Genomic DNA, 23,389 nt, shown 5'->3' on the forward strand with positions numbered 1-23,389 from the left:
GTCTTTCGACATCGGTTTAGTGCGTTGGATCATGAAGGGCCTGGCGCTGCGGCAGTTCGATCTCGATACCCACCGGCAGGTGGTCGGAGAGCGCCACGTTGTAGACACGCACGTCGCTGACGTGCAGGTCGGGGGTCAGCAGGATGTGGTCGAACACTAGGCGCGGGTCCCAGGCGGGATAGGTGGCCGGGCAGGCCATCGGCTCCATCAACCCGGTACGCGCGATCAGTTGCCGCAGTTCCTCGCTGTCCTGCTGGCAGTTGAGGTCGCCCATCACGATGGCATGCGGAAAATCCTGGATGCGCTCCGCGACGTAGGCCAGCTGGGATTTCCGCGTGCGCTTGCCCAGGGCCAGGTGCAGCAGGAACAGCACCAGCTCCTCGCCGTCGCCCATGGCGTAGCGGGCCTCGATCGCGCCGCGGCCGGGCAGCGCTCCGGGCAGACGGTGCATCTCCACCCGGTCCGGCTCCAAGCGCGAGAACAGGGCGAGGGAGTGCTTGGCGAACTGCCCCAGATCGCGGTTGATCCGGTTGTAGGTATACGGGAACTGCGCACGTTCGGAGAGATAGGAGGCCAGATCGACGAAGTTGCTGCGCAGGCTACCCCCGTCCAGTTCCTGCACACCGACGATGTCGAACTCCGAGATAAAGCGTGCCACCCGGTCGAGGTTGTCCATGCGCCCACCGTAGGGGAGCACGTGCTTCCAGCTGTTGGTCAGGTAGTGATGCAACCGGGAGGAGTGGATGCCGACCTGGGCGTTGAAGCTCAAGAGCCGCAGGCGCTGGCTGCCCTGCTCGTGGTGATATCCCAGGCGTTCCGGGGTGGAGGCTTCCGGTTGTGTCGCGCCCTCGGGCCCGGTGGGCGCGGTGCGATCATGGCCGGACGCGATCGAGGTCATCGCGGGTCGTCTCCTGCTGGCGGGGAAGTCCGCGTTGTCAGAATGGACAAACCAGTTCGCCCAAACGTTCCGTCAGCTTCATGTTCTCGCTGTAGTCCACTGGGCAGTCGATGATCGTGACCCCGGGTGTTACCAGGGCCTCGCGCAGCGCCATCTCCAGGCTGTCGCCGGGTTCGATGCGCACGCCTTGCGCCCCAAACGACTGCGCCAGCTGCACGAAGTCCGGATTGCCGAACTCGACGAAAGCCTTGCGGCCATATTCGCGCACCTGCTTCCACTCGATCAGGCCGTAGGCGTTGTCGTTCCAGATCAGCACAACGAAGTTGAGGCCCAGGCGAACCGCCGTTTCCAGTTCCTGCACGTTCATCAGGAAGCCGGCATCGCCGGTGACCGCGACCACCTGGCGTTCGGGGTGGAGCTTGGCGGCAGCAATGGCGCCCGGGAGCGCGATCCCCATGCTGGCAAAGCCATTGGAGATCAGGCAGGTATTGGGCAGCTCGCAGCGGAACATGCGCGCCATCCAGAGCTTGTGCGCGCCCACATCGGTGATCATGATCGCGTCGAGGTCGGCGGCGGTGCGCAGATCCCAGATCAGCTTTTGCGGCTTGAGCGGCACCTGGGTGTCGTTGCGGTGCTCGTTCATGTCGTCGATCAGGCTCTGGCGTAGCGGGCGCAGGATGGTCTCTTCGCGGGGGCTCACCTGTTCCGCCAGGCGGTGCAGGCAGGTCGTCAGATCGCCCAGTACCTCGGCGGTCACATTGTAGTGACCGTCGATCTCGGCCGGCGCGGAGTCGATATGGATCAGGGTCCGGTCGGCGTCCGGATGCCAGAAGCTGGGCGGGTATTCGACCAGGTCGTAGCCGATGCAGACGATCACATCGGCCTTGTGGAAGCCAAAATTCACGAAGTCCTGGCTTTGCAGGCCGACCGAGCCCAGCGCCAGCGGGTGGCGGAACGGCAGTACGCCCTTGGCCATGAAGGTGTTGGCGACCGGAATGTTCAGGGCGCTGGCGAGCATGGCCAGGGCGCCGCTGGCGCCGGAACGGATCACGCCGTTCCCGGCCAGGATCAGCGGGTGCCGGGCCTCGTTCAGCAGGCGTGCGGCCGCCTCCAGGGAGGCTTCGGCCGGTACGGCGGCCGGGCCGGCATGTACCGGCAAGGGTGGATTCGGGCACGGCAGTGAGGCGATGTTCTCTGGCAGCTCGATGAAGCTGGCACCGGGTTTGCCGCCTTCGGCCCACTTGAAGGCCTTGCGGATCACCTCGGGCAGGATCTCGGGTTCCAGCACCTGTGAGCTGTACTTGGTGATCGGCTGGAACAGGCCCTTCAGGTCGAGGACCTGGTGCGATTCCTTGTGCAGCCGATGGGTGCTGGCCTGGCCGGCAATTGCGACCAGGGGGGCGTGATCCATGTTGGCGTCGGCGACGCCGGTGATCAGGTTGGTGGCGCCGGGTCCCAGGGTCGCCAGACAGACGCCCGCCTTGCCGGACAGCCGCCCGTGGACGTCGGCCATGAAGGCAGCGCCCTGCTCGTGACGGGTGGTGACGAACTCGATGGGGGAATCGGCCAGGGCGTCGAGAACGGCCATGTTCTCTTCGCCGGGGAGGCCGAAGATGCGTTCAACGCCCTCCTGTTCGAGGCACTCGACCAGACGCTGGGCGGTGGTCGGATCGCTCATGGCCGAACCCGTCGGAGCGGGCCCGCGTTAGCCGCGGGCACGTTCGATCAGGTAGTCGGCAACCTCCAGCATTTCGTCGTGCCCGCCGGCCATGCTGGCGGAGACGCTGGCCTCGCCATTGATGACCAGGGTGGGCACGCCGCTCACGGCGTAGTCCTGCACCGCCTCGGTGGCCTCGACGATCCGCTGGCGAATCGCGTCGGAGCGCATGGTTTCGCGGAATTCGTCGGCGTCGAGTCCGCGCTGGTTGATGAAGCGCAGGATGGCGCTTTCCGAGCGCAGCTGGCGGCCCTGATCGTGGATCGCGTCGTAGAACGCCTGATGCACCTCGTCGAGCACGCCCAGCTTTTCTGCGGTGTAGTACACCCGGGCATGCAGCGCCCAGACATCGTTCATCGGTGCTGGCAGGTATTCGAACTGTACGTCGTCGGCCAGGCCGGGCTTCCACGCCTGGACCTTGGGCTCGAATTCGTAGCAGTGCGGGCAGCCATACCAGAAGATCTCGACGACCTGGATCTTGCCGTCCTCCAGGCCGGTGTCGAGCGGCGGCTGGATGGCCCGGTAGTGCTGGCCTTCGCGGTATTCGGCCGCGAGGCTGGTACCGGTGGCGAGCAGCAGGCCGGCGCCGCCCAGGGCGCCCATGAATTCACGACGCTTCATTTACAGTTCTCCGTAGGAATGCAGGCCGGACAGGAACATGTTCACACCCAGGAAGGTGAAGGTGGTGACGAACAGGCCGATGATCGCCCACCAGGCCATGACCGGACCGCGCCAGCCCTTGGTAAAGCGCATGTGCAGCCAGGCCGCGTAGGTCAGCCACAGGATCAGGCTCCAGGTCTCCTTCGGATCCCAGGTCCAGTAGCCGCCCCAGGCCTCGGCGGCCCACATCGCGCCGAGCACGGTGGCGATGGTGAAGAAGGCGAAGCCGATTGCGATGGCCTTGTACATCACGCTATCCAGCGCTTCCTTGCTGGGAATGCGCTGGGTGATGGCGGCGTCCGGGCGGGTCCGTTCCAGACGGTGCTTGATCAGGTAGGCCACGCCCAGCATGGCGGCGATGGCAAAGCCGCCGTAACCAACGAAGTTGGTGGGCACGTGGATCTTCATCCACCAGCTGTTAAGCGCCGGGACCAGGGGTTCGATCTCCTGCGCGCCGCGGCTGAACATGTACCACAGCAGGAAGGTGACCGACGCGGCGATAACCAGCATCACGAACGCACCCATGGTGCGCTGGCCGGTGCGGCTCTCGTAGTACAGGTACATCAGGGTGGTCATGGCGGCCAGCAGGATGAACACCTCGTAGAGGTTGGCCACCGGGATGTAGCCCCAGGTCGGGTCGGTCAGGTAGATCTCGCGCCAGCGCACGAGCAGGGCCATCAAGCCGGCGCCGGCGCCGATCCAGGCAAAAGCCCCGCCGACGCGGGTGGGGAAGTCGGAGCGGCTGAACAGGCCCGTGACGTAGGCGACTGTGGACAGGTACAGGAAGACGCTCATCCACATGACACCGGCCTGACCGGAACCGACGTAGTTCAGCCAGAAGTTGGTGCTGCCGCGGGCGAGGTCATCGGCGTATAACCAGATCCCGAACAGTGCGAGTACGCCCACGATGATCGAGAAGGCCTGCCATGGTCGCCAGAACCAGCCCATCCAGGCGCTGAGACCCACGGCCAGGATCAGGCCGCCGGTGTCGTAGCGGTCCATCATGTGGCCGTACTGCCAGAAGGCAATTACGCCGACCGCGATGGTCAGGGCGATATACGCCCAGTCGCGCAGCTGAATGCGCCGGAAGATGCCGGGCCGTTCGAAATCCAGGGCCTCGTGGGGTACTGACATGGATCGCTCCTCCGACTGATTAACTTCTAGTCGTTCTTGTTGTTTGATTCACGGGTGCTGTCATCGGCGTTGCCGACTGGCTTCTGATCGATGATCCAGCGCTTAAGATGCGCGAAACGTTCCTCGAATTCCACTTGATGGCGGTTGCTGGTGCCGGCCATCACCACGTGGGTGCCTTCGCCGTCCTCGCGCCGCCGCGCCATGATCCACAGGCGCTGATAGGACACGTAGAACAGCAGGAAGATCCCGACAATCAGCATGGTGCTGCCGACGTACACCGTGCTCTGGCCCGGGGCGCGGGCGATCTGCAGGCCCGAGGCCTCGCGGTGCTCGAAGTCCTTCAGGTGGAAGAAGAACGGCGACTGATACAGGCTGATCGCGTTGATCGCCGAGATTGTGTCCTCCAGGAAGCGCTGTTCTTCTTCCTGGATCGAGACCACACCCTCGTCCTGCAGGACCTCCATGTAAAGCCCCTGGAGGCCGGCGTGAAGGATGCGGACCATCAGGTCACGTACTTCCTCGATGCGATCGGCCGGGACGCGGCGTTCGATCTCGTTGTGCACGGCCATGTAGCCGCCCTGGGCAAACAGCCCCATCAACTCGGCCGCGGTTTGCGCAATCGCCTGGTTCTGCGACCCCTCGACGGTGTCGTCGTCACGGGCGACCTGGCGGGCGATCTCGTTGCGCACCTCGGGGTTGTGCAGCATGGCCAGATAGGTGCGGAAACGTTCCAGCGAGTTGTCGGCATCGGCCGGCAGGAACAGGTAATGGAACTCGTCGGCCGGGCTCTCGCGCACGCCGCTCAGGAAATACATCGCTCCTTCCTGCAGGGCCGGGCGCTGGTAGTTGCGGTAGTACAGGCCATGGCCGGTGCGATCCATCAGGCGGAAGTCGAAGCTCGGGCCCATGTGCCGGTTTTCGCGCACGCCTTCTTCATTCAGGAGCGGGACCACGTTCTCCAGCTGGAAGTTGGTGAACTCGATGGTACGGGTATCGCCATCCGGGGTCGGGATGTCCATCTCCTGGAACACGCGGCCGGGGACTTCGAGCGCTTGCAGCGCCTCGGGACCCAGCGGGATGGCGTCGATGTCCAGGCGGGTGCCGCCGTCGGCAAAACTGGCCTGGAAGATGGCGTAGCCGTTGTAGATCAGCGGATAGTTGACCGAGATCGTATGCCGCAGCGGCTCGTCGCGGTTCGGATCGTGGATGATCAGGTCCGATTCGTAGGAGCTCTCGGCGCCGGTGGAAAAGCGCTCAATGCGGAACTCCTCCAGTTCGATGCGGAACGGCAGTTCCTGGACGAAATAGCCCTCCCGCATCGGCAGGAAGACCACGTTGGCCGAGGCGCCCTCGGGGATCTCCACCGAACCGCGGAAGGACGGGTTCCAGTCCGGGATCCAGGCTGAGCGGGGGACCTCGGAGATCGGCACGCTGCGGGTCTCGATCTCCAGGTTCCCCAGCCATTCGTTGATCTTGAGCAGGGTCGTGCCATCGGCCAGGGCACCGACACAGATGACGACAATACCGACATGGGTCAGCAGGTAGCCCAGGCGATTCCAGCGCCCGCGCATCGCGGCAATGACGGTCTGGCCGTCGGTGCTCTTCTCGCGGGCCCGGAACCCCTGGGCCTTGAGTACGCGGTGGGTATGCTGCAGGAATTCATCCTGCGGTTGATCCAGGTCCGCCTCGGCGCTGGCATTGAACGAGCGCAGCGACTTTTCCTTGACCTGTGTGTTGTAGCGACGCAGATCCTTGATCAATCCAGGGGTCTGGCGGTAGACGCAGAATGACGTGGAGATCACCAGGAAGGCGACGACCAGGAGGAACCAGGTGGCCGAATAGACCTGGTACAGCCCCATGCCGGCAAAGATCTCGTGCCAGAACGGACCGTAGTCCATCAGGTACTCGGTATAGGGTTCGTTCTGTACCAGGACAGTGCCGATGACCGACGCAATCGCGAGCGCCACCAACAAGGTGATCGCGAGGGTCATCGAGCCCATGAAATCCACAAGGATGCGGCTACGCCGCGGCTTGCGGGCGGCTTTCTGGCGAGATGCGGAGGACGGGCTGGCGTCTGCGGCCTGATCGATATTCGACATTCTGAAACCTGCTTTAACCCTGGCGACTATGCGAAGCAACCCGAGGGGGTTCAATTTCCAAGACAAACTGCACGGGCGTTCCGCGAGCACTGGGTGGACCGATGGCGTGCCGAGGAGTTCGGTCGTGCCCCACCATGACGCAAGCGGCTACGAAGGCATTCCCGCAAAGCGTGTTTTTCTTGCGCCCAACAAAAAGGGGCGGCCGAGGCCGCCCCTTCCCTGGGTCGCTTCGCCGCCGATCCTGCGCGGCGCAACTGCGGACCGGATCAGTTACCGGTCTGCAGGCCGGCCATGTACTGGGACACGGCCTCGATGTCGGAATCCGACATGTTGCGCGCGACATTGCGCATCATGCGACCGTTGTCGTTGGCGCGGTCGCCACTGCGGAACTGGCGCATCTGATCGGCGCTGTATTGCGCGTGCTGGCCGGCGACGGCCGGGAACATCGCTTCCGGATTGCCGTTGCCGTTGGGGCCGTGGCAGGCGATGCAGGCGGCGACATTCTGCGACGGGATGCCGCCGCGGTAGATCTGTTCGCCGCGCTCGACGACTTCTTCGTCGGCGGTGCCGCTGCTGATGCTCTGTTCGGCGTAGAACGCCGCAAGGTCGCGCATGTCCTGCTCGTCCAGGTTGGCGACTTGGCCCAGCATCAGGCTGTTCACGCGGCGCTCGGACTTGTAATCCTGCAGCTGCTTGGTGGTGTACTTCGGGTGCTGGCCGGCGAGCTTGGGCCATTCCGGGTTGACGCTGTTGCCGTCAGCCTGGTGGCAAGCCGCGCAGGACTGGGAGAGTTCCTGGCCGCGCTGAGGATCGCCCGCCTGGGCCGCCGACAGCGGGAGCAGCAGGGATACGGACAGGGCAGCAAAGAGAGCGGAAAGCTTGTGGTTCATGATGGAGAATCTCCTGCTTGTAAATGCGTGCCGGGTCTCGACCCGTTCCTTGTGCCCCATGGTAGGGCGATCAACATAAGGGGCGCAGTTTATAGCACAATGCTAATTTGTACTCAAAAATAAACCGAGCCCCGCACTCGGCCAAGGACTGTATCCCCCCATGCAACCCCGATTCCGCGAGACCGCCTTCATGCGCGGGGTGGCTCAGCTATCCCAGCTCCCCGAGGATGCCGGCGTCGAGATCGCCTTTGCCGGGCGTTCCAATGCCGGTAAGTCGAGTGCCCTGAATGCCCTGTGCGGGCGCAAGGCACTGGCGCGGGTCGGGCGCACACCGGGACGCACCCAGGAGATCAACCTGTTCAGCCTGCCGCCGGCCGAGCACTGGCGGCTGGTGGACTTGCCGGGTTACGGCTTTGCCAAGGTCTCGGCCGGCAAGCGGGCCGAGTGGGACCAGTTGCTGGGGGCATATCTGCGGACGCGCCAAAACCTGATCGGGCTGGTGCTGATCATGGATATCCGCCGCCCGCTGACGGACCTGGATCGCCAGCTGCTGGAGTGGGTCCCGCTGGAGCGCTGCCGCCTGCACTGTGTGTTGACCAAGGCGGACAAGCTCTCGCGCCAGGAGGCCGATCGGCAGCTGCGCAAGGCCCATGGCGAGCTCGAGGTCATGGGCGTGGAGGCGACGCTGCAGACCTTTTCTTCCCTGAAAAACCAGGGCGTGGACGATTTGCGCGGCCTGCTCGGCGACTGGCTGGTTGACCACGAGTCCGGTTGAGCCACGGGCATGGGGCCGGGTGTCAGGCGTTGGGTCAGGAGGCTTGGACAAAAAGAAGCCCCGGCCTTGGGGTGGGACCGGGGCTAATTTCGGCCTCTACAGGGGGTGGAGAGGCCTAGTGCCCGCTCAGGGAGAGAAGCGGGCCGCGCTGGGCTAGAGCGCTTATGAAGTGAGAAAGCGTCGTCCGGGCAAAGTTCCGGCCGGATCCGTCTGGATTGCGAATTTTTTCACAGAATCGATTGCCCCGGCCTCACACAGGCGTCCTGCGTGAAAGGGGCGAACTTATTCGCGGCCCTCATGGCCCTCTATTCGGGCCTGCAAGGTAGCCACCAGCTCGCTTGCCGATGTCCCGTGCGGGTGGATCTCCAGGAGTTCGCCTTCGGGCCCGATCAGGTAGGTGGACGAGCTGTGATCCACCACATACCCCATGGCCGAGTCGATCTCGGTGCGTTCGTAGAACACCCCGTAGCGTTCGGTGATGGGGCGTAGCTCCTCGTGGGAACCCGTGGCGGCCTGGATGGCCGGGTGGAAGTGGCCGACGTAGGTTTCCAGGCGCTGGGCGTCGTCGCGTTCCGGGTCGACGCTCACCAGTACCGCGGCCACCTTGTCCTCCAGTTCCGGGGGCAGGCGATCCAGCGCGGCGCTGATCCAGCCCAGGCTGGTGGGGCAGGCATCCGGGCAGGCGGTGTAGCCGAAGTACACCCAGACGTATTGCCCTTCCAGGTCCGCGAGCCGGAACCGGTTGCCCTCGGTGGATACCGGCAGTTCGATCGGCCCGCCGGATACCGCATCCGCCACCGGCAGGCGTTCGTGGTCGGCCCCCTGGGGCACGGGCGGCGGTGCCGGGCGGAGCATCACGAAGACGAGCAGGGCACCGGCCGCCAGCACGGCCAGCGCCCATAACAGGCTGCTCAGCGGAATGCGCTGCATGTCGATCTCCCTCAGGGTGTGTCGCTGTGGCTGCGGCGGGTGACGAAGCGGAACTGGACCCGGGCCGCATCGGGGTCGCCCGCGGGCATTACGGTGGCGGCCCAGGTCATGGCCTCGGTGGTGCAGATGGGCAGGGTGGTCTCGCCGGTGTAGCGCCCGTCACCGGTATGTTCCAGTCGCGGGCGCTGGAAGCCCATGTACATCTCCACCCCGGCCAGGTCCAGTTCCAGGGCCTCCGGGTCGCCCAAGTGGGTCCGCGCGGTCGCATCCAGATCCAGGGTCAGGGCCAGGGGTTGCAGCATCGGCACCGGGCGCGGCGCGATCTCGAGGGTGAGCGTGCCGCCTGCCGGATGGGTGGCGGTGCAGGGGGCGACGTTCAGATCGCACTCGCCTGGCTGGAGAATCGTGACGTCGCCCGAACCGCCGGTGTCCAGATAGCGATCAGCCAGCACCCATGCCGTAGCCAGCAACAGGATCGCGACCAGCCAGGGGGCGACCCGATCGAAGCGCATGGCGGGCGCGTCCGTCATTTAGTGCGCATCGTCCCAGTTGGCGCCGACGCCGATATCCACCACCAGCTCCACGTCGAGATCGGCGGCGCCGCTCATGGCCTGGCGCACGAGGTCGGTCAATGCATCCAGTGCGTCGTCGGCGACTTCGAATACGAGTTCATCGTGTACCTGCATGATCATGCGGGCCTCGATTGCTGACTCGGCCAGGTCGTTCGCGACCCGTACCATCGCGCGCTTGATGATGTCGGCGGCCGTGCCCTGCATCGGGGCGTTGATTGCGACGCGCTCGGACTGCTGGCGCCGGGCACCGTTGCGGCTGTTGATCTCCGGCAGGTACAGGCGGCGGCCGAAGAGCGTCTCGACATAGCCGTTCTCGCGCCCGCTGGCGCGGGCCTTCTCCATATAGTCGTGCACGCCGGGATAGCGATTGAAGTAGCGGTCGATGTATTCGCGCGCCTCGCCCTGCTCGATGCCGAGGTTGCGCGCCAGCCCCCAGGCGGACATGCCGTAGATCAAGCCGAAGTTGATCGCCTTGGCCGCCCGGCGCTGGTCGTTCGAGACCTGGTCCGGCTCTGTGCCAAAGACCTCGGCGGCGGTCGCGCGGTGGATGTCCTGCCCCTCGGCGAAGGCGCGCAGCAGGCCCGCGTCCTGCGACAGGTGGGCCATGATGCGCAGCTCGATCTGCGAGTAGTCGGCCGCCAGCAGCTGGTGGCCCGGTTCGGCGATGAAGGCCTGGCGGATGCGCCGCCCGGCCTCGGTGCGCACCGGGATGTTCTGCAGGTTCGGTTCCGACGACGACAGGCGTCCGGTGGCCGCGCCCGACTGGTGATAGGACGTATGCACCCGCCCGGTCTTGGGGTGGATGCGCCGGGGCAGGGTCTCGGTGTAGGTGCTGCGCAGCTTGGACAGCCCGCGGTGTTCCAGGATCAGGCGTGGCAGGGCGTAGTCACCCGCCATCTGTTCCAGCACGTCCTCGGCGGTCGAGGGCTGGCCCTTGGGCGTGCGCCGCAGCACCGGCAGCCCCAGGCGTTCGAACAGGATCTCCTGGATCTGCTTGGGCGAGCCGAGGTTGAACTCGCCACCGGCCTCCTCGAAGGCCTCGCGCTCGATACGCTCCATCTCGGTCAGCAGCGCCTGGCTCTGCGCGCCGAGCTGGTCCGGGTCGACCTTCACGCCTGCACGCTCGATATCCGCCAGTACCGGGACCAGCGGCATCTCGATCTCGCGATAGACGAACGCCGGCCCTTCCGCTTCCTTCAGGCGCGGCTGGAACACCGCGTCCAGTTGCAGGCAGATGTCGGCGTCCTCGCCCGCGTAGTCGGTCGCGATCCCGATATCCACCTCGGCGAACGGAATCTGCTTCGCGCCCTTGCCCGCCACGTCCTCGTAGTGCGTGGTCTTGTAGTCCAGGTGGCGCTCGGCCAGGGAGTCCAGGTCGTGGCGGTTGGCGCCGGCGTCCAGGCAGAAGGACTCCAGCAGCGTGTCATCGACGATGCCCCGCAGGGTGATGCCGTGATTCCCCAGTACGTTGCGGTCGTACTTCAGGTGATGTCCGAGCTTGCCGTGGTCCGTGGACTCCAGCCACGGCTTCAGGCGCTCCAGCGTCGCGTCGAACGGTAGCTGCGGGTCCGCATCCGGCCCGGTATGGGCGAGCGGCAGGTAGTACGCGGTACCCGGATCGAACGCGAACGACATGCCTACCAGTTCGGCACGCATCGCATCCAGGCTGGTGGTCTCGGTGTCGAAGGCCACGCGCTCGGCCTTGTCCAGACGCTCCAGTAGCCCAGCGAAATCGGCCTCTTCGCGAACGGTCTGGTAGCTCCCCTGTGCCTTCGCTGGCCCGGGGTTGTCGCCTGCGGCCTCGCCGTTGCCGCCCTCCAGTTCCGCACGCCAGCGAGTGAAGCCGTAGCGGCGCACCATCTCCAGCAGGCGGTCATGGTCCGGCTCCTGGATCGCGAGGTCGTCGGGGCCGACATCCAGCGGGACATCGCGCTTGACCGTGATCAGCTCGCGCGAGGTCGGCAACCGGTCGGTGGCCGCGCGCAGGTTCTCGCCGATCTTGCCGCCGATGGCGTTGGCCTGTTCGAGGATGGTATCGAGGTCGCCGTACTTCGCGATCCACTTGGCCGCGGTCTTCGGGCCGACCTTGTCGACGCCCGGGATGTTGTCGACGCTGTCGCCCATGAGCGCGAGATAATCGACGATCTGCTCCGGGGCGACGCCGAACTTCTCCTGCACGCCGTCCGGGTCCAGGGTGACGCCGCTCATGGTGTTCACCAGCGTGATGCGGTCATCCACCAGCTGGGCGAGATCCTTGTCGCCGGTGGAGATCACCACCGCGTGGCCGGCGCGCGCCGCCTGGTCGGCCAGGGTCGCGATCACGTCGTCGGCCTCGACGCCCCCGACGCACAGCAGCGGCAAGCCCATCGCCCGGACCAGCTCGTGCAGGGGCTCGATCTGGGCCGCCAGCTCATCCGGCATCGGGGGGCGGGTGGCCTTGTATTCGGGGTAGATGTCGTCGCGGAAGGTCTTGCCCTTGGCGTCGAACACCACCGCCATGTGCTCCGGCCCGTAGTCCGCGCGCAGCTTGCGCAGCATGTTGGCCACACCGATCATCGCGCCGGTCGGGGCGCCATCCGGCGCGGTCAGTGGCGGCAGGGCGTGGAACGCGCGGAACAGGTAGGACGAGCCGTCGACCAGGACGAGGGGCGGTTGCGACATGCAGGCGGAATCCGGACAGGGAACGCGCGCCATTCTACAGGGCTGGCCGTGAGGCGCCCATTCGTGCGGGCCATTTGTATGGATACGTTTGTATGGACGCGGGGCGCCCGTTACGCTTGAGTCTCCATCCGAGGAACCCGCCGCATGAACAACCGTGAACGTGCCGAACACCCGGGCCTGCGTCCGATTGATGACTCTGCCCTGACCCGCGAAAGCTGGAAGATCTTCCAGATCATGGCGGAGTTCGTGGAGGGCTTCGAGCGCCTGGCGCACATCAAGCCCTCGGTCAGCATCTTTGGTTCTGCCCGCTTCCCCCCGGAGCATCGCTATTACCAGCTGGGCGAGACGACCGCGCGCCAGCTGTCGGATGCCGGCTTTGCGGTGGTCAGCGGCGGCGGTCCGGGCATCATGGAGGCGGCCAACAAGGGGGCCTTCGGCGGGCGCTCGCCCAGCATCGGCCTGAACATCCAGCTACCCCACGAGCAGAGTGCGAATGATTACCAAGACGTGGGACTGGGCTTTCGCCACTTCTTTTCGCGCAAGGTGATGTTCGTGAAGTATGCATCCGCCTACGTGGTCCTGCCGGGCGGCTTTGGCACGCTGGACGAGCTGGCGGAGATCCTGACGCTGGTGCAGACCGGCAAGACTCGGCGTATTCCCGTGGTCCTCGTGGGCAGCGAGTTCTGGAAGGGGCTGCTCGACTGGTTCCAGGACACCCTGGTGGAACAGGGCACCATCGACCAGGAGGACCTGCAGCTATACTCGTTGGTAGATTCGCCGGAGGATGTGGTGAGCGCGATCTTCGAGCACTACGAGACGCGCAGCTTCGAGCCGTCCGCGGAAGAAAAGAAACGACTGATGGAGCTGTGATGATGACCCCGACCCGCCTGAGCCTGCCCCTGTCGCTGCTGGCGGCCCTGCTGCTGGTGCCCGGTTCGGCGCTGGCGCAGGAAGACCGCGAGTGGGGGGATGCCCCGCCGCCGCCGGAACTGGACGAGGCTGCCGATCCGCCGCCCCCGGTGCTGGACGAGCGCGCCCGCGAGCAGCGCTCCCTGGAAGAGGCCGACATCATCATTATCGAGCGCGATGGCGAGACGCGGCGCGAATACCGCATGGGCGGCCAGCTGGTGATGGTCGAGGTTACGCCTGCGGTCGGCCCGACCTACTACCTCATCGATACCACCGGCGATGGCACGCTGGATGGTCGCCGCAACGAGCTGGATCCCGACTTTGTACCCCCGTCCTGGGTGATTTTCCGATGGTAATGAATGAATCCGAAATTCAGCGCTGCGGCGAGCTTGCCGATCTGGCACTGACGGTCGGTCCCGAGGGGCCGGAACTCGACGGCCGGCCGGTGCAGTGCCTGCGCCTGCCGGCTGCTGCGGCGCCGTCTCTTGAGCAGGCACTCGGCGAGGTCCCTGCTGGCTGTGGCCGTGTGATCGGCCGGGGTACGGATGATGCGGCCGGGCAGGTGATCCTGGTGCTCGAGCGTGGCCAGGCCATTCAGGGCACGGTCGCGGCCGAGGGGCCTGGCAGCCTGGAGGCCCTGGGCGAGCGCGCGGCCGACTGGCAGGGCCGCCACACGGCCGGCGCCCTGCCCGCTGGAGACGGCTACCGCCGCGGCGTGCTGCAGCAGAGGATGCGCGAGCGTGCGGACACAATCACGTCTTCGCTGGATGCCGAATCGCGGACGATCCTGGATGCCGAACTGCACCATCAGGGGCTGTACCGTTTCGAGGACCTGCCGCTGGCGGGAAGCGTCTGGCAGACGGTCCGCATCTATCCGGAGGGCGCCGGCCTGGCCGATCTGGTCCTCCCGCCCGCGCCGGTGCCGGCCTTCTGGCAGGTCGCACGGCTCGCCCTGGCGGTCGCCGTGGATGACGCGGGGCGGCCGGATGCCGAGGGCTACCGGGCGTTGCTGTCCGGATATAACGGACGGCGGCCGTTGACCGCCATCGAGCGAGGGGCGGCGCCAACCCTGCTGCGCCTGGCTGCGCTGGACGACTGGCTTGCCGCACTGGAGGCCGGGGCCGATGGGCGCACCGAGCGCGAACGGCTGGCAGCCCTTCAGGCAGAAGCGGCTCGCTTGCAGGGTATCTGGGTTCGCGCCGCGGCTTGAGGGCCCAGTCGGCCCGCACTGACGTGTGGGGCGCCTGGGCCAGTCGTTCGCAAACACAACGAGGCGGGGTCGTGGATCCGTGCCTTCCAAGGAGGAAAGCCCATGTTCCGAATCGCTGTCTGGCTGGCGTTGCCCCTGGCCGCCCTTCTCGCCCCTGCGCTCCTGAGTGCCGACGTCTATCGCTGGACCGACGATCAAGGCAATGTCCACTTCGGCGACCGCCCCCCCGAGGGGAGCCGTAGCGAATCGGTCGATGTGCGTGAGCCGATGCGGGGCGTGCCGCTGGAGGGCGCGCGCGAGATCCTCGAGCGCCCCGTGCGCCCGCGCGGTCAGCCCGAAGCGGAGGGTGCCTACCAGCGGGTCGCCATCGCGCGGCCGGGGGATGGCGAGGGCGTGCGGGCGAACGATGGCAATGTGACCGCGGAGCTCGAGATTGAACCGGCGCTTGACGCCGATGCCGGCCACCGCGTGGTCTGGTTGCTGGACGGGGAGGCCGCCGGCGAGGGGGCCTCGACGAGCGCGACCTTCCAGGGCCTGAACCGCGGTGCCTATACCCTGCAGGCGCGGGTCGTGGACGAGTCGGGTCAGGAACTGGGCGCCAGCGATACCATCGAGTTCAACGTGCTGCGCATGGCCATCCCGCGCAGTCAGCAACAGCAGCAACGGCCCCAGCAGTTTCCGTCGGGCGGAGCACCGCAGGCACCGCAGGCTCCCCGGGCGCCGCAGCCGGTGACGCCTGGCCCGAATTGACGCCGGCACTCGCATAGCGCACCGAAGTGGTGCGGTTGACGCCCCAGAGTGGTGCTATTATTGCACCACTCTGGGGCGTTTCGGTTTCAAGGGTGTCGGCGGCCAGGCTTCTGGTGTGACGCAGCCCTCGGCTTCAGCGTCCCGCCCGGCGATTTTCGCTTGGCGCGATTCCTGCTTGAGGCCTTTCGATGACTACGCCCGCTGCCAATCCCGGTATGACCACCCCGCCCTGGTGGGACGACCTCTCCACGGCCGTGCTGGTGACCGATGCGGAACTGCGCCTGCTCAGCCTGAACAGTGCGGCCGAGGTCCTGCTCGGGCTTAGCCGCGAACGCATCGTCGGTCACGGACTGGGGCAATGGCTCAAGCTGGACCGGAATCTGGCCAACCGCCTGCGTTCGGCGCTGACCCTGGATCAGCCGATCACGCTGCGTGCCCGTCAGATGGAGCCCCTCCGAGCCGACAGCTTCCTGGCCGACGTGATCATCACGCCACTGCACGCCGCCGGCGAGCGGCCGGGCCAGCTGCTGTTCGAACTGAACGCCATCGACCGCCACGAGCGCATCAGCCGCGAGGAACAGTTGCAGAAGCAGCAGGCGATCACCCGTGCAGTGACGCGCGGGCTGGCGCACGAGATCAAGAACCCGCTGGGCGGGCTGCGCGGCGCGGCGCAGTTGCTCGCCAGCGAGCTGGACGACTCGGGCCTCAAGGAATACACCCAGATCATCATTCGCGAGGCGGACCGGCTGCGCAGCCTGGTCGACCGCATGCTGGGGCCGAACAACATGCCGCGGCGCGAGGCCGTCAATCTGCACGAGGTCCTGGAGCACGTCCGGGGCCTGGTCAGCGTGCAATTGCCGCTGGGGCTGAAGATCCGCGGCGACTACGACCCCAGTATTCCCGACGTGCAGGCGGATCGCGACATGCTGGTGCAGGCCATCCTCAACCTGGTGCAGAACGCGGTGCATGCACTGGAAGACGGGGGGCAGATCACCCTGAGCTCGCGGATCCTGCGCCAGTACACGATCTCCGGGAAGCGCCACCGGCTGGTGGCCAAACTGAGTGTGCGCGACAACGGTCCCGGCATCCCGGAGGAGATCCGCGAACGCATCTTTTTCCCGATGGTCACCGGGCGCGCCGAGGGCACCGGGCTGGGGCTGCCGATTGCCCAGAGCCTGATCCAGCTGCATGACGGCTTGATCGAATGCCATTCGCGCCCGGGGGCGACCTCATTCGACATCCTGCTTCCTATTGATTCCCCCCAGGGCCGGGAGGAGACGCACTGATGGAACCCATCGTCTGGATCATTGACGACGACGACTCGATTCGCTGGGTGCTGGAACGCGCCCTCCAGCGTCACGCGATTGCCGTGCGCGGCTTCGAGACCGCGGACGCTGCCTGGGCGGCGCTCGAGCGGGATCCGGTCCCGGACACCATCGTCGCCGACATCCGCATGCCGGGCCTGAACGGGCTGGATTTCCTCGCCCGCATGCAGACCCGCCCGGATCCGCCGCCGGTCATCATCATGACCGCCTTCTCCGATCTGGAGAGCGCGGTGGGCGCTTACCAGACCGGGGCCTTCGAGTACCTGCCCAAGCCGTTCGACGTGGACGAGGCCGTGGCCCTGGTGCAACGCGCGCTGGAGGCGCGCCGTGCCGGGCAGGAGAACGGCCCCGCCGGTCCCGAGATCGAGGAGACCCCGATCATCGGCGAGGCCCCGGCCATGCAGGAGATGTTCCGTGCCATCGGACGGCTCTCGCGCAGCAATATCACCGTGCTGATCAATGGCGAATCCGGTACCGGCAAGGAGCTGGTCGCGCGGGCCCTGCACCAGCACAGCCCGCGCGCCGACCAGCCGTTGATCGCGCTGAACACCGCGGCCATCCCCAAGGATCTGCTGGAAAGCGAACTGTTCGGTCACGAACGCGGCGCGTTCACCGGGGCCAACCAGAGTCGCAAGGGCCGCTTCGAGCAGGCCGATGGCGGCACCCTGTTCCTCGACGAGATCGGCGATATGCCGTTCGACCTGCAGACGCGTCTGTTGCGGGTGCTGTCCGATGGCACGTTCTACCGTGTGGGCGGGCATACCCCGATCCGGGTGGACGTGCGCATCATCGCCGCGACCCACCAGGACCTCGAAGAACGCGTCCGCGCGGGCTTGTTCCGCGAGGATTTGTTCCACCGCCTGAACGTGATCCGCATCCACGTGCCCTCCCTGCGCGAGCGGCCGGAGGATATCCCGTTGCTGGTACAGCACTTCATGGCCGAGGTCGCTCAGGAACTGGGGGTGGAGGCCAAGACCATGCGCCCCGAGGTGGTCGCGGAGCTGCAGCGCCTGCCGTGGCCGGGCAACGTCCGCCAGCTGGAAAACACCTGCCGCTGGCTCACCGTGATGGCGTCGGGCCGCGAGGTGCACCTGGATGACCTGCCGGCCGAGTTGCACCAGCCGACCGAGAGCCGTGCCGAGCCCGGGAGTGCCCCGGTCCGTGTCGCTGCCGGTCCGCGGGACTGGACCGCCGAACTCGCCCAGGTCGCCCGTCAGCACTGGCAGCGCGGTGATCACGACCTGCTGGGCTCGGTCCTGCCGCAGATGGAACGCACGGTGATCCGCGAGGCCCTGAACGCGACCGGTGGTCACCGCCAGCAGGCGGCCGCCCTGCTTGGGTGGGGCCGCAACACCCTCACTCGCAAGATCCAGGAGCTCGGCCTCGACGACGAGTAGGTCTTTTCACCGCGAAGGCACGAAGAAGGGCAAGGGCGATTTAACCCCAGAGATCACGGAGGACACGGAGAAAACCAGGGATCGTTTTGTTACGGGTAGGATGCGTTGAGCCATGCGAAACGCATCCTACCCCTCTGAAAAATTGGCGCCTTTCTCCGTGTCCTTCGTGGTCAACAGGCTCTTTAGTGAACCGGCCTTTCAGGTGGTGGGATCCTGCGGAGCGGGCGGGGCGCAGGCGGAAACGGCACCGTTCAGTTGCAGGGTGCCGGTCAGGTCGCGCACGTGCGTGTAGCCGTGGCGGTCCATGTAGTCGCTGATGCCGTGCAGGATCTTCGGCAGGCACAGTGCGTCGTAGAACAGGCCCGTGCCCACGCCCACGGTGCTGGCGCCGGCGATCAGGAATTCCAGCGCGTCGGTGGCATTCATCACGCCGCCCTGGCCGATGATCGGCACGTTGTGCGGCGCGGCCACCTGATAGACCTGCTGCACCTTCAGCAGCGCGATCGGCTTGATCGCCGGGCCGGACAGGCCGCCCTGGTTGTTGCCGATGACCGCGCGTCGGTTTTCCACGTCCACTGCCATCCCCATCAGGGTGTTGATGACCGCAAAGGCGTCGGTGCCGGCCTCGATGCAGCGCCGGGCGTTCTCGGCGATGTCGGTCTGGTTGGGCGAGAGCTTGGTGATCAGCGGCTTGGAGGTGACCTTGCGGCAGGCCTCGACCACCCGGGCGGACATGTCCGGGTCATTGCCGAAGGCGACGCCGCCTTCCTTCACATTGGGGCAGGAGATGTTGATCTCGATGGCGTCGATCGGCGAGTCGTCGAAGCGTCGGGTGACCTCGATGTACTCCTCGAGGGTGGAGCCCGAGACGTTGGCGAAGAAGCGCGTCTCGTCGAAATCCAGCTGCGGCAGGGTGTGGTCCACCACGTGGTCGACCCCGGGATTCTGCAGGCCGATGGCGTTCAGCATGCCGTCCGGGGTTTCGTAGACGCGATGCGGGGCGTTGCCCAGGCGTGCGGCGCCCGTGGTGCCCTTCAGGCAGATGGCCCCGGCATCGCGGTTGGAGAAACCCGCCACGCGGGTGTATTCCTCGCCAAAGCCGACACAGCCGGACAGCAGCACCAGCGGCGTGTTCAAATGCAGGCCGCAGAATTCCAGGGCCAGCCGCGGATCGGTGCGCGAATCACTCATGCTTCACATCGTCCTCTATGAACCGGAGATCCCGCCGAACACGGGCAATATCATTCGTCTGGCGGCCAATACCGGGGCGGCGCTGCACCTGATCCACCCGCTCGGCTTCGAGCTGGACAGTGCGCGGGCGCGCCGCGCCGGGCTCGACTATCACGAGCTGGCCCGGGTGCAAGAGTATGACAGCCTCGACCAGTGGCGGGAATCGGTGCAGCCTGGCCGGGTGTTCGCCATGACCACGCGCGGGCAGGCCCGCTACGACGCCCCGACCTTCCGCGATGGCGATGCCTTGTTGTTCGGCCCGGAGACGCGCGGTCTGCCGGAGTCGGTCCTGGAGACCCTGCCGCCGGAGCATCGCCTGCGTCTCCCGATGCGCGAGGGCAGCCGCAGCCTCAACCTCTCCAATGCCGTCGCGGTGGTGGTCTACGAGGCCTGGCGCCAGCTGGGGTTTCCCGGCGGCGCATGATCCCAACCTGGCGGGATGGGCACGGCCTGCGGGATTGCACTACCCTCGGAAGAAAGCACCCGCGCCGTCCGTCTTTCGAGGGCGATCGCGTCCGTACGTCCACCACGAGAGGTTTCCGATGTTTCCAGTGCTGCGTTCTTTCTGTCTGCTGGCCGCCACGGCCCTGATCTCGGCCCCGCTGGCGGCCGATGAACCCACCGGTTCCGACAACTGGTGGTGGGACGACGACTGGTGGGAGGACGGGGTCATGTACGCCGATCTCGAAAACCACGAGGTGGCGATCGAACGCATCGAATACGAGCGCGATGGCATCGGCATTCCGGCGATGGTCGCCCGTCCGGCGGACGGTGAGGACTATCCCGCAATCCTCTGGACCCATGGCCGGCGCGGCCTGGACGATCTGGCCGAACTGCACGTGAAGCGCCTGGCCGCGCGCGGCTTCGTCGTGCTGGCGCCGGATCTGTACACCGGCCGCTTTATGGAGAGTCATCCGTTGGACCATGACTACGAGCTGGAAGGTGACCTGAACCAGGGCCTGGACGTGCTGTTGGAGCGCGAGGACATCATTGGCAATCGCGCCTGCCTGCTCTCCATCACCCGTGGCGGCTACAAGGCGCTCAAGGTCGCCGTCACCTTCGAGCGCCAGGTCGAGGATGTCGCCTGCTGGGCCGGCTACTACCCGCACCTGCAGGACCCGAACCTGGGCGAGCCGCACCAGGTGTATCGCTACGCCAACGAGGTCAACGAGCTCGAGATCCCGATGATGATCCTGATCGGGGACGAGGAGCAGTACCAGCGCCACCGCACCGCGCGCATGGCCGCCGACGGCCTCGCAAGCCGCGGGGGCGAAGTGCACTGGATCGAATACCCGGGCGTGGGCCGCGGCTTCGACTTCCGCAACGGCAACAACCGCACCTTCGCCGACGACCTCGCATCGCGCGACGCCATGATCCGCGTCACCCGCTTCGTCAATCAGCACCTGCGCGACTGACCTCGCTGCCGTCCGCGAGCTGGGCACCAACGAAAAAGGCCCCGCCGGCGCGTAATCCGGCAGGGCCTGGGGTGGTAGACACCCCGGCGGTCCTGGCCGTCGGGGTGTCCGTGCTACGGCGTTAGAAGTCGTAGCGCATGCCGATCGACAGTGCCGTGGCCGTCTGGCCGAGGGGATTGGCATCGTCGGGGTTGGCACTGCGGGCCGCACTCCAGGGGCTCAAGGCGGAGTTCGCGTCGTTGTCGACCATTGCGACGTTGCCGTAGAAACGCAGGTCACTGTCGACACGGTATTCGAGGCCAAGCGCATACATGGTGGCGTCGGCATCGTCCAGATCGGAATCCAGCTGGAAGGCGTGGCCGTTCAGGTACATGTTCGATGTCAGGCGGAACTGCCCGCCCAGGCCGTACACATCTGCTTCGTCGCCATTGGTAGTTTCCGAGTTCTGGTAGAAGGCACCCATGCGGAAGGCCGGCGTGATGCGGTAGCCAACGGCCAGGCGCCAGGCATCCGGATCCATCGCGCCGTCTTCCTGTTTTTCGTAGGCCAGGGCACCGGTCAGGTCGCCCATGTTGAGATTCAGCGAGGTGGAGTAGGCCTTGTTGGTCGCACCGTCCACGGTGGAGGCATCGCCGGTCTCGTTGGAGTACTGGATGTTCCAGGTCAGGCCGCCGAAGCTGGGGGTCTGGTAGTGGATGCTGTTGTTGAAGCGCTCGTCGAAACGTCCGGTCTGGGCGCGTGAGCGAGTCAGGTTGCGCATATCGCCGACCTGATCGCCGAAGAAGTTGGCCGGGCCACGGGCGCGCTTGAGCGGGGTGTCGAACTTGCCGATCCGCAGCATGCCCCACTCTGAACCCTTCAGGCCCACAAAGGTGTCGCGGGTCGCGAAGTTTGTGCCGTTGGTGTCGAAATCGATCTGCTGCTCGATCTGGAACATGCCGACCAGCTGTTCGCGGAATTCGCGCTTGCCCTTGAAGCCCAGGCGGCTGGAATTGCTCGAGACGTTGAATTCGTTGTATTCGGCGCCGTCATCCAGGATGTCGGCGGACAGGTGGGCGCGGCCGTACAGCGTCCAGTCGGCGGTGGCCAGGGCCGGGACGACCAGGCCGGCGGCGATCAGGCTGGTCAGCAGGTGCTTGCGGTTCATGGATTTCTCCCCTATTTGCGTTTGAACGTTGGCGAGACGCGAGTGCCTCTCGACAGGGCGCAAGCATGGGGAGGCCGGGTGACGCCCCGGTTAAGCTGCGATGAAGATCGCGTTAAAAGGCAACACTGTTGTGTAGACGCAACGGCTATCCGGGGGAACCGGTCGAAGCGTGCCCGGTCTGCTCAGGCAAGGGCGACACGATCTGCCCGAATGTCGAACACACGTCAGGGGAAGAAGATCATGACGACATCCGTAAAGGCGCTGGCCACGGTCGTGGCGTTCACACTGGCGGGTATGGCGAACGCCCAGGCCACCCCGGTGGGTGTGGCGCAGGGGCTGGATGCGGACGAGCGGGTCCTGGTGCATGCCAAGGGCATGGCCGCCGAGGATGCGTTCATGGTGTTGGGGGCGCTGACCGTCAAGGGCCGCTTGATGCGCGACAGCGAGCTTGGCCATGAGGGCTACCGGCCGGATCTGTCGGAGGATCCCATGCAGTCCGTCGGCCAGACCTGGCTGGAGCTGCTGGATACCGTGCACGGCCGGCTGGTCGACGACGGCCGCATCCGGGCGCATGCAGGGGGTGATGACGAGGCGGCCCCGGCGGTCTATGCCGATGCGGCCTACCTCTATCACATGCATCACAGCGCCGGGCGTTTCGAGCATCTCGGTCTGTACGACGAGCTGACGCATACGCCCTCGCCATTGATCTCTATCCTCACCAGCCATGTCGTCAACGAGCGCCACGCCGACGGGGTCATGCATGCGGCGAATGATTCCGAAGCCGACGGCTTCGCCTACGGGCTGGACGCGCTGCATGCCGCGACGTACGCCTGGGTGCGCCAGGACAAACCGGGTGGCGCAGAGGATATGGGTAAGATGGAGCGTGCCGCGCTGGAGGGCTGGCTGGGCCACTCGCGCGAGGATCTGGTGGAGGTCGCCCGGGCCATGGCCGAGGCTGCGGAGGCGGCATGGGACGCGGAGGCCGGCATCTATCAGCTTGACCAGGGCGCGGAGTGGTCGCTGGACCAGATCGGAGCGATGTTGCGCGGCCACAAGGCGCTCTACGAGATGCTGTACCTGTACGGTGACTCGGCGGATGCCGAACGCGCCGCGACCCTGGCGGATCGCGCCGCAGCCATTGCCGGTGCGGTAATGGCGGGCCATGGCCCGATGCGCGACTGGGGCCTTCCGGCCCGGCTGAAATTCGAGGACGGCAATGCCCGAGCAGCCGCCGATTACGTGGATACCGCGGCGCAGTGGCGTTTCGTGCATCAGCTGACTGGCGGCTTCTCGCTACTGCGCGAGCGTGAGGGCACCGCGGGCCTGATCGGCGAGCGCACCCCGGAGCTGGAAGGCCAGGTGGGACGTGCGATCGACCGGTTGTTGTTGGGTGCGCTGGACTACCAGCTGGAGGACGGGACGATCCCCGCGGCCCTCAGTTACGCCGATGGGCGCGTCATCGACCCCCGGGTGACCACACGGTCGGTCGCGGCCTTCGTGCAGGCCGTTGGCAATGGCTACCGCATCGGGGAAGCGTTCGATCGGCCCGGCGCCTGGGAAGAGGGTTCTCCTCTGGCGGAGCGCAGCCGCGCGTTGTATGACGCCTTCCTCGGCCATGGCGAGCTCCTGACCGAACGGCTGATTCTCCGGGAGTAACGGCAGCGTGCCGA

The 23,389-nt window shown here is 66.2% G+C and carries 21 protein-coding genes; 10 read left to right on the top strand and 11 right to left on the bottom strand.

What is annotated here, in order from left to right; all coding sequences use genetic code 11:
* Positions 1-16: 16 nt before the first annotated feature.
* From F622_RS0106980 to F622_RS0107005, 6 genes are all read right to left on the bottom strand, one after another.
* Positions 17-898 (bottom strand): endonuclease/exonuclease/phosphatase family protein, encoded by an 882-nt coding sequence (locus F622_RS0106980; protein WP_019571574.1) that lies wholly within the window; start codon positions 896-898, stop codon positions 17-19.
* A gap of 37 nt (positions 899-935) precedes the next feature.
* Positions 936-2,576 (bottom strand): acetolactate synthase large subunit, encoded by a 1,641-nt coding sequence (locus F622_RS0106985; protein WP_018168871.1) that lies wholly within the window; start codon positions 2,574-2,576, stop codon positions 936-938.
* Positions 2,577-2,603: 27 nt separating this feature from the next.
* Positions 2,604-3,236, bottom strand: a complete 633-nt coding sequence (locus F622_RS0106990) for a thiol:disulfide interchange protein DsbA/DsbL (protein ID WP_018145046.1) — start codon at positions 3,234-3,236, stop codon at positions 2,604-2,606.
* A complete protein-coding gene (gene ccsB / locus F622_RS0106995; protein WP_018948216.1) occupies positions 3,237-4,409 on the bottom strand; it encodes a c-type cytochrome biogenesis protein CcsB in 1,173 nt (390 codons plus the stop codon).
* Between the two features lie 26 nt (positions 4,410-4,435).
* Complete coding sequence (locus F622_RS0107000) at positions 4,436-6,508, bottom strand: cytochrome c biogenesis protein ResB (RefSeq protein ID WP_018950924.1); 2,073 nt, start codon at positions 6,506-6,508, stop codon at positions 4,436-4,438.
* Positions 6,509-6,774: 266 nt separating this feature from the next.
* On the bottom strand, positions 6,775-7,398 hold the full coding sequence (locus tag F622_RS0107005; RefSeq protein ID WP_019571575.1) for a cytochrome c: 624 nt from the start codon (positions 7,396-7,398) through the stop codon (positions 6,775-6,777).
* A 160-nt stretch (positions 7,399-7,558) separates the two neighbouring features.
* Between F622_RS0107005 and yihA the strand changes: the two genes are divergently transcribed.
* The gene (gene yihA / locus F622_RS0107010; protein WP_018950926.1) at positions 7,559-8,173 is read left to right on the top strand and encodes a ribosome biogenesis GTP-binding protein YihA/YsxC; all 615 of its coding nucleotides are present in this window, start codon (positions 7,559-7,561) and stop codon (positions 8,171-8,173) included.
* Between the two features lie 282 nt (positions 8,174-8,455).
* On the opposite strand, the gene F622_RS0107015 is transcribed toward yihA, so the two are convergent.
* Genes F622_RS0107015 through polA form a run of 3 tightly spaced genes read right to left on the bottom strand, consistent with a single transcriptional unit; the run spans position 8,456 to position 12,336 of the window.
* Complete coding sequence (locus F622_RS0107015) at positions 8,456-9,103, bottom strand: SCO family protein (protein ID WP_018950927.1); 648 nt, start codon at positions 9,101-9,103, stop codon at positions 8,456-8,458.
* 11 nt (positions 9,104-9,114) lie between these two features.
* Positions 9,115-9,633: a hypothetical protein gene (locus tag F622_RS0107020; protein ID WP_018168878.1), complete on the bottom strand. Its 519-nt coding sequence runs from the start codon at positions 9,631-9,633 to the stop codon at positions 9,115-9,117.
* Complete coding sequence (gene polA / locus F622_RS0107025) at positions 9,634-12,336, bottom strand: DNA polymerase I (RefSeq protein ID WP_019571576.1); 2,703 nt, start codon at positions 12,334-12,336, stop codon at positions 9,634-9,636.
* A 144-nt stretch (positions 12,337-12,480) separates the two neighbouring features.
* Here polA and F622_RS0107030 point away from each other — a divergent pair, with 144 nt between their 5' ends.
* From F622_RS0107030 to ntrC, 6 genes are all read left to right on the top strand, one after another.
* Positions 12,481-13,206: a TIGR00730 family Rossman fold protein gene (locus tag F622_RS0107030; protein WP_018168880.1), complete on the top strand. Its 726-nt coding sequence runs from the start codon at positions 12,481-12,483 to the stop codon at positions 13,204-13,206.
* Complete coding sequence (locus F622_RS0107035) at positions 13,206-13,601, top strand: DUF2782 domain-containing protein (protein ID WP_018168881.1); 396 nt, start codon at positions 13,206-13,208, stop codon at positions 13,599-13,601. Before F622_RS0107030 ends, F622_RS0107035 begins: the two co-directional genes overlap by 1 nt.
* Positions 13,601-14,455: a hypothetical protein gene (locus tag F622_RS0107040; RefSeq protein WP_019571577.1), complete on the top strand. Its 855-nt coding sequence runs from the start codon at positions 13,601-13,603 to the stop codon at positions 14,453-14,455. The genes F622_RS0107035 and F622_RS0107040 overlap by 1 nt, the downstream gene beginning before the upstream one ends.
* 102 nt (positions 14,456-14,557) lie before the next feature.
* On the top strand, positions 14,558-15,205 hold the full coding sequence (locus F622_RS0107045) for a DUF4124 domain-containing protein (protein WP_019571578.1): 648 nt from the start codon (positions 14,558-14,560) through the stop codon (positions 15,203-15,205).
* A 188-nt stretch (positions 15,206-15,393) separates the two neighbouring features.
* Positions 15,394-16,491: a nitrogen regulation protein NR(II) gene (gene glnL, locus F622_RS0107050; RefSeq protein ID WP_018937437.1), complete on the top strand. Its 1,098-nt coding sequence runs from the start codon at positions 15,394-15,396 to the stop codon at positions 16,489-16,491.
* Positions 16,491-17,927, top strand: coding sequence for a nitrogen regulation protein NR(I) (gene ntrC, locus F622_RS0107055; protein WP_018145059.1), 1,437 nt, complete (start codon positions 16,491-16,493; stop codon positions 17,925-17,927). Before glnL ends, ntrC begins: the two co-directional genes overlap by 1 nt.
* A gap of 198 nt (positions 17,928-18,125) precedes the next feature.
* Here the strand turns inward: ntrC and F622_RS0107060 are convergent, their stop codons facing one another.
* Positions 18,126-19,118, bottom strand: a complete 993-nt coding sequence (locus F622_RS0107060) for a dihydroorotate dehydrogenase (RefSeq protein ID WP_018937436.1) — start codon at positions 19,116-19,118, stop codon at positions 18,126-18,128.
* On the opposite strand from F622_RS0107060, the gene F622_RS0107065 reads away from it, so the two are divergent.
* The gene (locus F622_RS0107065; protein ID WP_018937435.1) at positions 19,117-19,581 is read left to right on the top strand and encodes a tRNA (cytidine(34)-2'-O)-methyltransferase; all 465 of its coding nucleotides are present in this window, start codon (positions 19,117-19,119) and stop codon (positions 19,579-19,581) included. The genes F622_RS0107060 and F622_RS0107065 overlap by 2 nt on opposite strands.
* Positions 19,582-19,699: 118 nt before the next feature.
* Entirely contained in the window at positions 19,700-20,572 is an 873-nt protein-coding gene (locus tag F622_RS0107070) for a dienelactone hydrolase family protein (protein WP_018937434.1), read from the top strand.
* 121 nt (positions 20,573-20,693) lie between these two features.
* On the opposite strand, the gene F622_RS0107075 is transcribed toward F622_RS0107070, so the two are convergent.
* On the bottom strand, positions 20,694-21,719 hold the full coding sequence (locus tag F622_RS0107075; RefSeq protein ID WP_019571579.1) for a porin: 1,026 nt from the start codon (positions 21,717-21,719) through the stop codon (positions 20,694-20,696).
* Between the two features lie 210 nt (positions 21,720-21,929).
* On the opposite strand from F622_RS0107075, the gene F622_RS0107080 reads away from it, so the two are divergent.
* Complete coding sequence (locus tag F622_RS0107080; protein WP_018950936.1) at positions 21,930-23,375, top strand: hypothetical protein; 1,446 nt, start codon at positions 21,930-21,932, stop codon at positions 23,373-23,375.
* The last annotated feature ends 14 nt before the right edge of the window (positions 23,376-23,389 follow it).

The sequence above is a fragment of the Thioalkalivibrio sp. ALMg3 genome, from assembly GCF_000381225.1.
GTDB classification, from domain to species: Bacteria; Pseudomonadota; Gammaproteobacteria; order Ectothiorhodospirales; family Ectothiorhodospiraceae; genus Thioalkalivibrio; species Thioalkalivibrio versutus.

Coding starts and splice junctions, on each gene's coding strand:
- F622_RS0107065 (WP_018937435.1), top strand. CDS start 19,117: ATGCTTCACATCGTCCTCTATGAACCGGAGATCCCGCCGAACACGGGC.
- yihA (WP_018950926.1), top strand. CDS start 7,559: ATGCAACCCCGATTCCGCGAGACCGCCTTCATGCGCGGGGTGGCTCAG.
- F622_RS0107060 (WP_018937436.1), bottom strand. CDS start 19,118: ATGAGTGATTCGCGCACCGATCCGCGGCTGGCCCTGGAATTCTGCGGC.
- F622_RS0107070 (WP_018937434.1), top strand. CDS start 19,700: ATGTTTCCAGTGCTGCGTTCTTTCTGTCTGCTGGCCGCCACGGCCCTG.
- F622_RS0107015 (WP_018950927.1), bottom strand. CDS start 9,103: ATGCAGCGCATTCCGCTGAGCAGCCTGTTATGGGCGCTGGCCGTGCTG.
- F622_RS0107000 (WP_018950924.1), bottom strand. CDS start 6,508: ATGTCGAATATCGATCAGGCCGCAGACGCCAGCCCGTCCTCCGCATCT.
- F622_RS0107005 (WP_019571575.1), bottom strand. CDS start 7,398: ATGAACCACAAGCTTTCCGCTCTCTTTGCTGCCCTGTCCGTATCCCTG.
- F622_RS0106985 (WP_018168871.1), bottom strand. CDS start 2,576: ATGAGCGATCCGACCACCGCCCAGCGTCTGGTCGAGTGCCTCGAACAG.
- F622_RS0106980 (WP_019571574.1), bottom strand. CDS start 898: ATGACCTCGATCGCGTCCGGCCATGATCGCACCGCGCCCACCGGGCCC.
- F622_RS0107045 (WP_019571578.1), top strand. CDS start 14,558: ATGTTCCGAATCGCTGTCTGGCTGGCGTTGCCCCTGGCCGCCCTTCTC.
- glnL (WP_018937437.1), top strand. CDS start 15,394: ATGACTACGCCCGCTGCCAATCCCGGTATGACCACCCCGCCCTGGTGG.
- F622_RS0107080 (WP_018950936.1), top strand. CDS start 21,930: ATGTCGAACACACGTCAGGGGAAGAAGATCATGACGACATCCGTAAAG.
- polA (WP_019571576.1), bottom strand. CDS start 12,336: ATGTCGCAACCGCCCCTCGTCCTGGTCGACGGCTCGTCCTACCTGTTC.
- F622_RS0106990 (WP_018145046.1), bottom strand. CDS start 3,236: ATGAAGCGTCGTGAATTCATGGGCGCCCTGGGCGGCGCCGGCCTGCTG.
- F622_RS0107035 (WP_018168881.1), top strand. CDS start 13,206: ATGATGACCCCGACCCGCCTGAGCCTGCCCCTGTCGCTGCTGGCGGCC.
- F622_RS0107040 (WP_019571577.1), top strand. CDS start 13,601: ATGAATGAATCCGAAATTCAGCGCTGCGGCGAGCTTGCCGATCTGGCA.
- ccsB (WP_018948216.1), bottom strand. CDS start 4,409: ATGTCAGTACCCCACGAGGCCCTGGATTTCGAACGGCCCGGCATCTTC.
- ntrC (WP_018145059.1), top strand. CDS start 16,491: ATGGAACCCATCGTCTGGATCATTGACGACGACGACTCGATTCGCTGG.
- F622_RS0107075 (WP_019571579.1), bottom strand. CDS start 21,719: ATGAACCGCAAGCACCTGCTGACCAGCCTGATCGCCGCCGGCCTGGTC.
- F622_RS0107030 (WP_018168880.1), top strand. CDS start 12,481: ATGAACAACCGTGAACGTGCCGAACACCCGGGCCTGCGTCCGATTGAT.
- F622_RS0107020 (WP_018168878.1), bottom strand. CDS start 9,633: ATGACGGACGCGCCCGCCATGCGCTTCGATCGGGTCGCCCCCTGGCTG.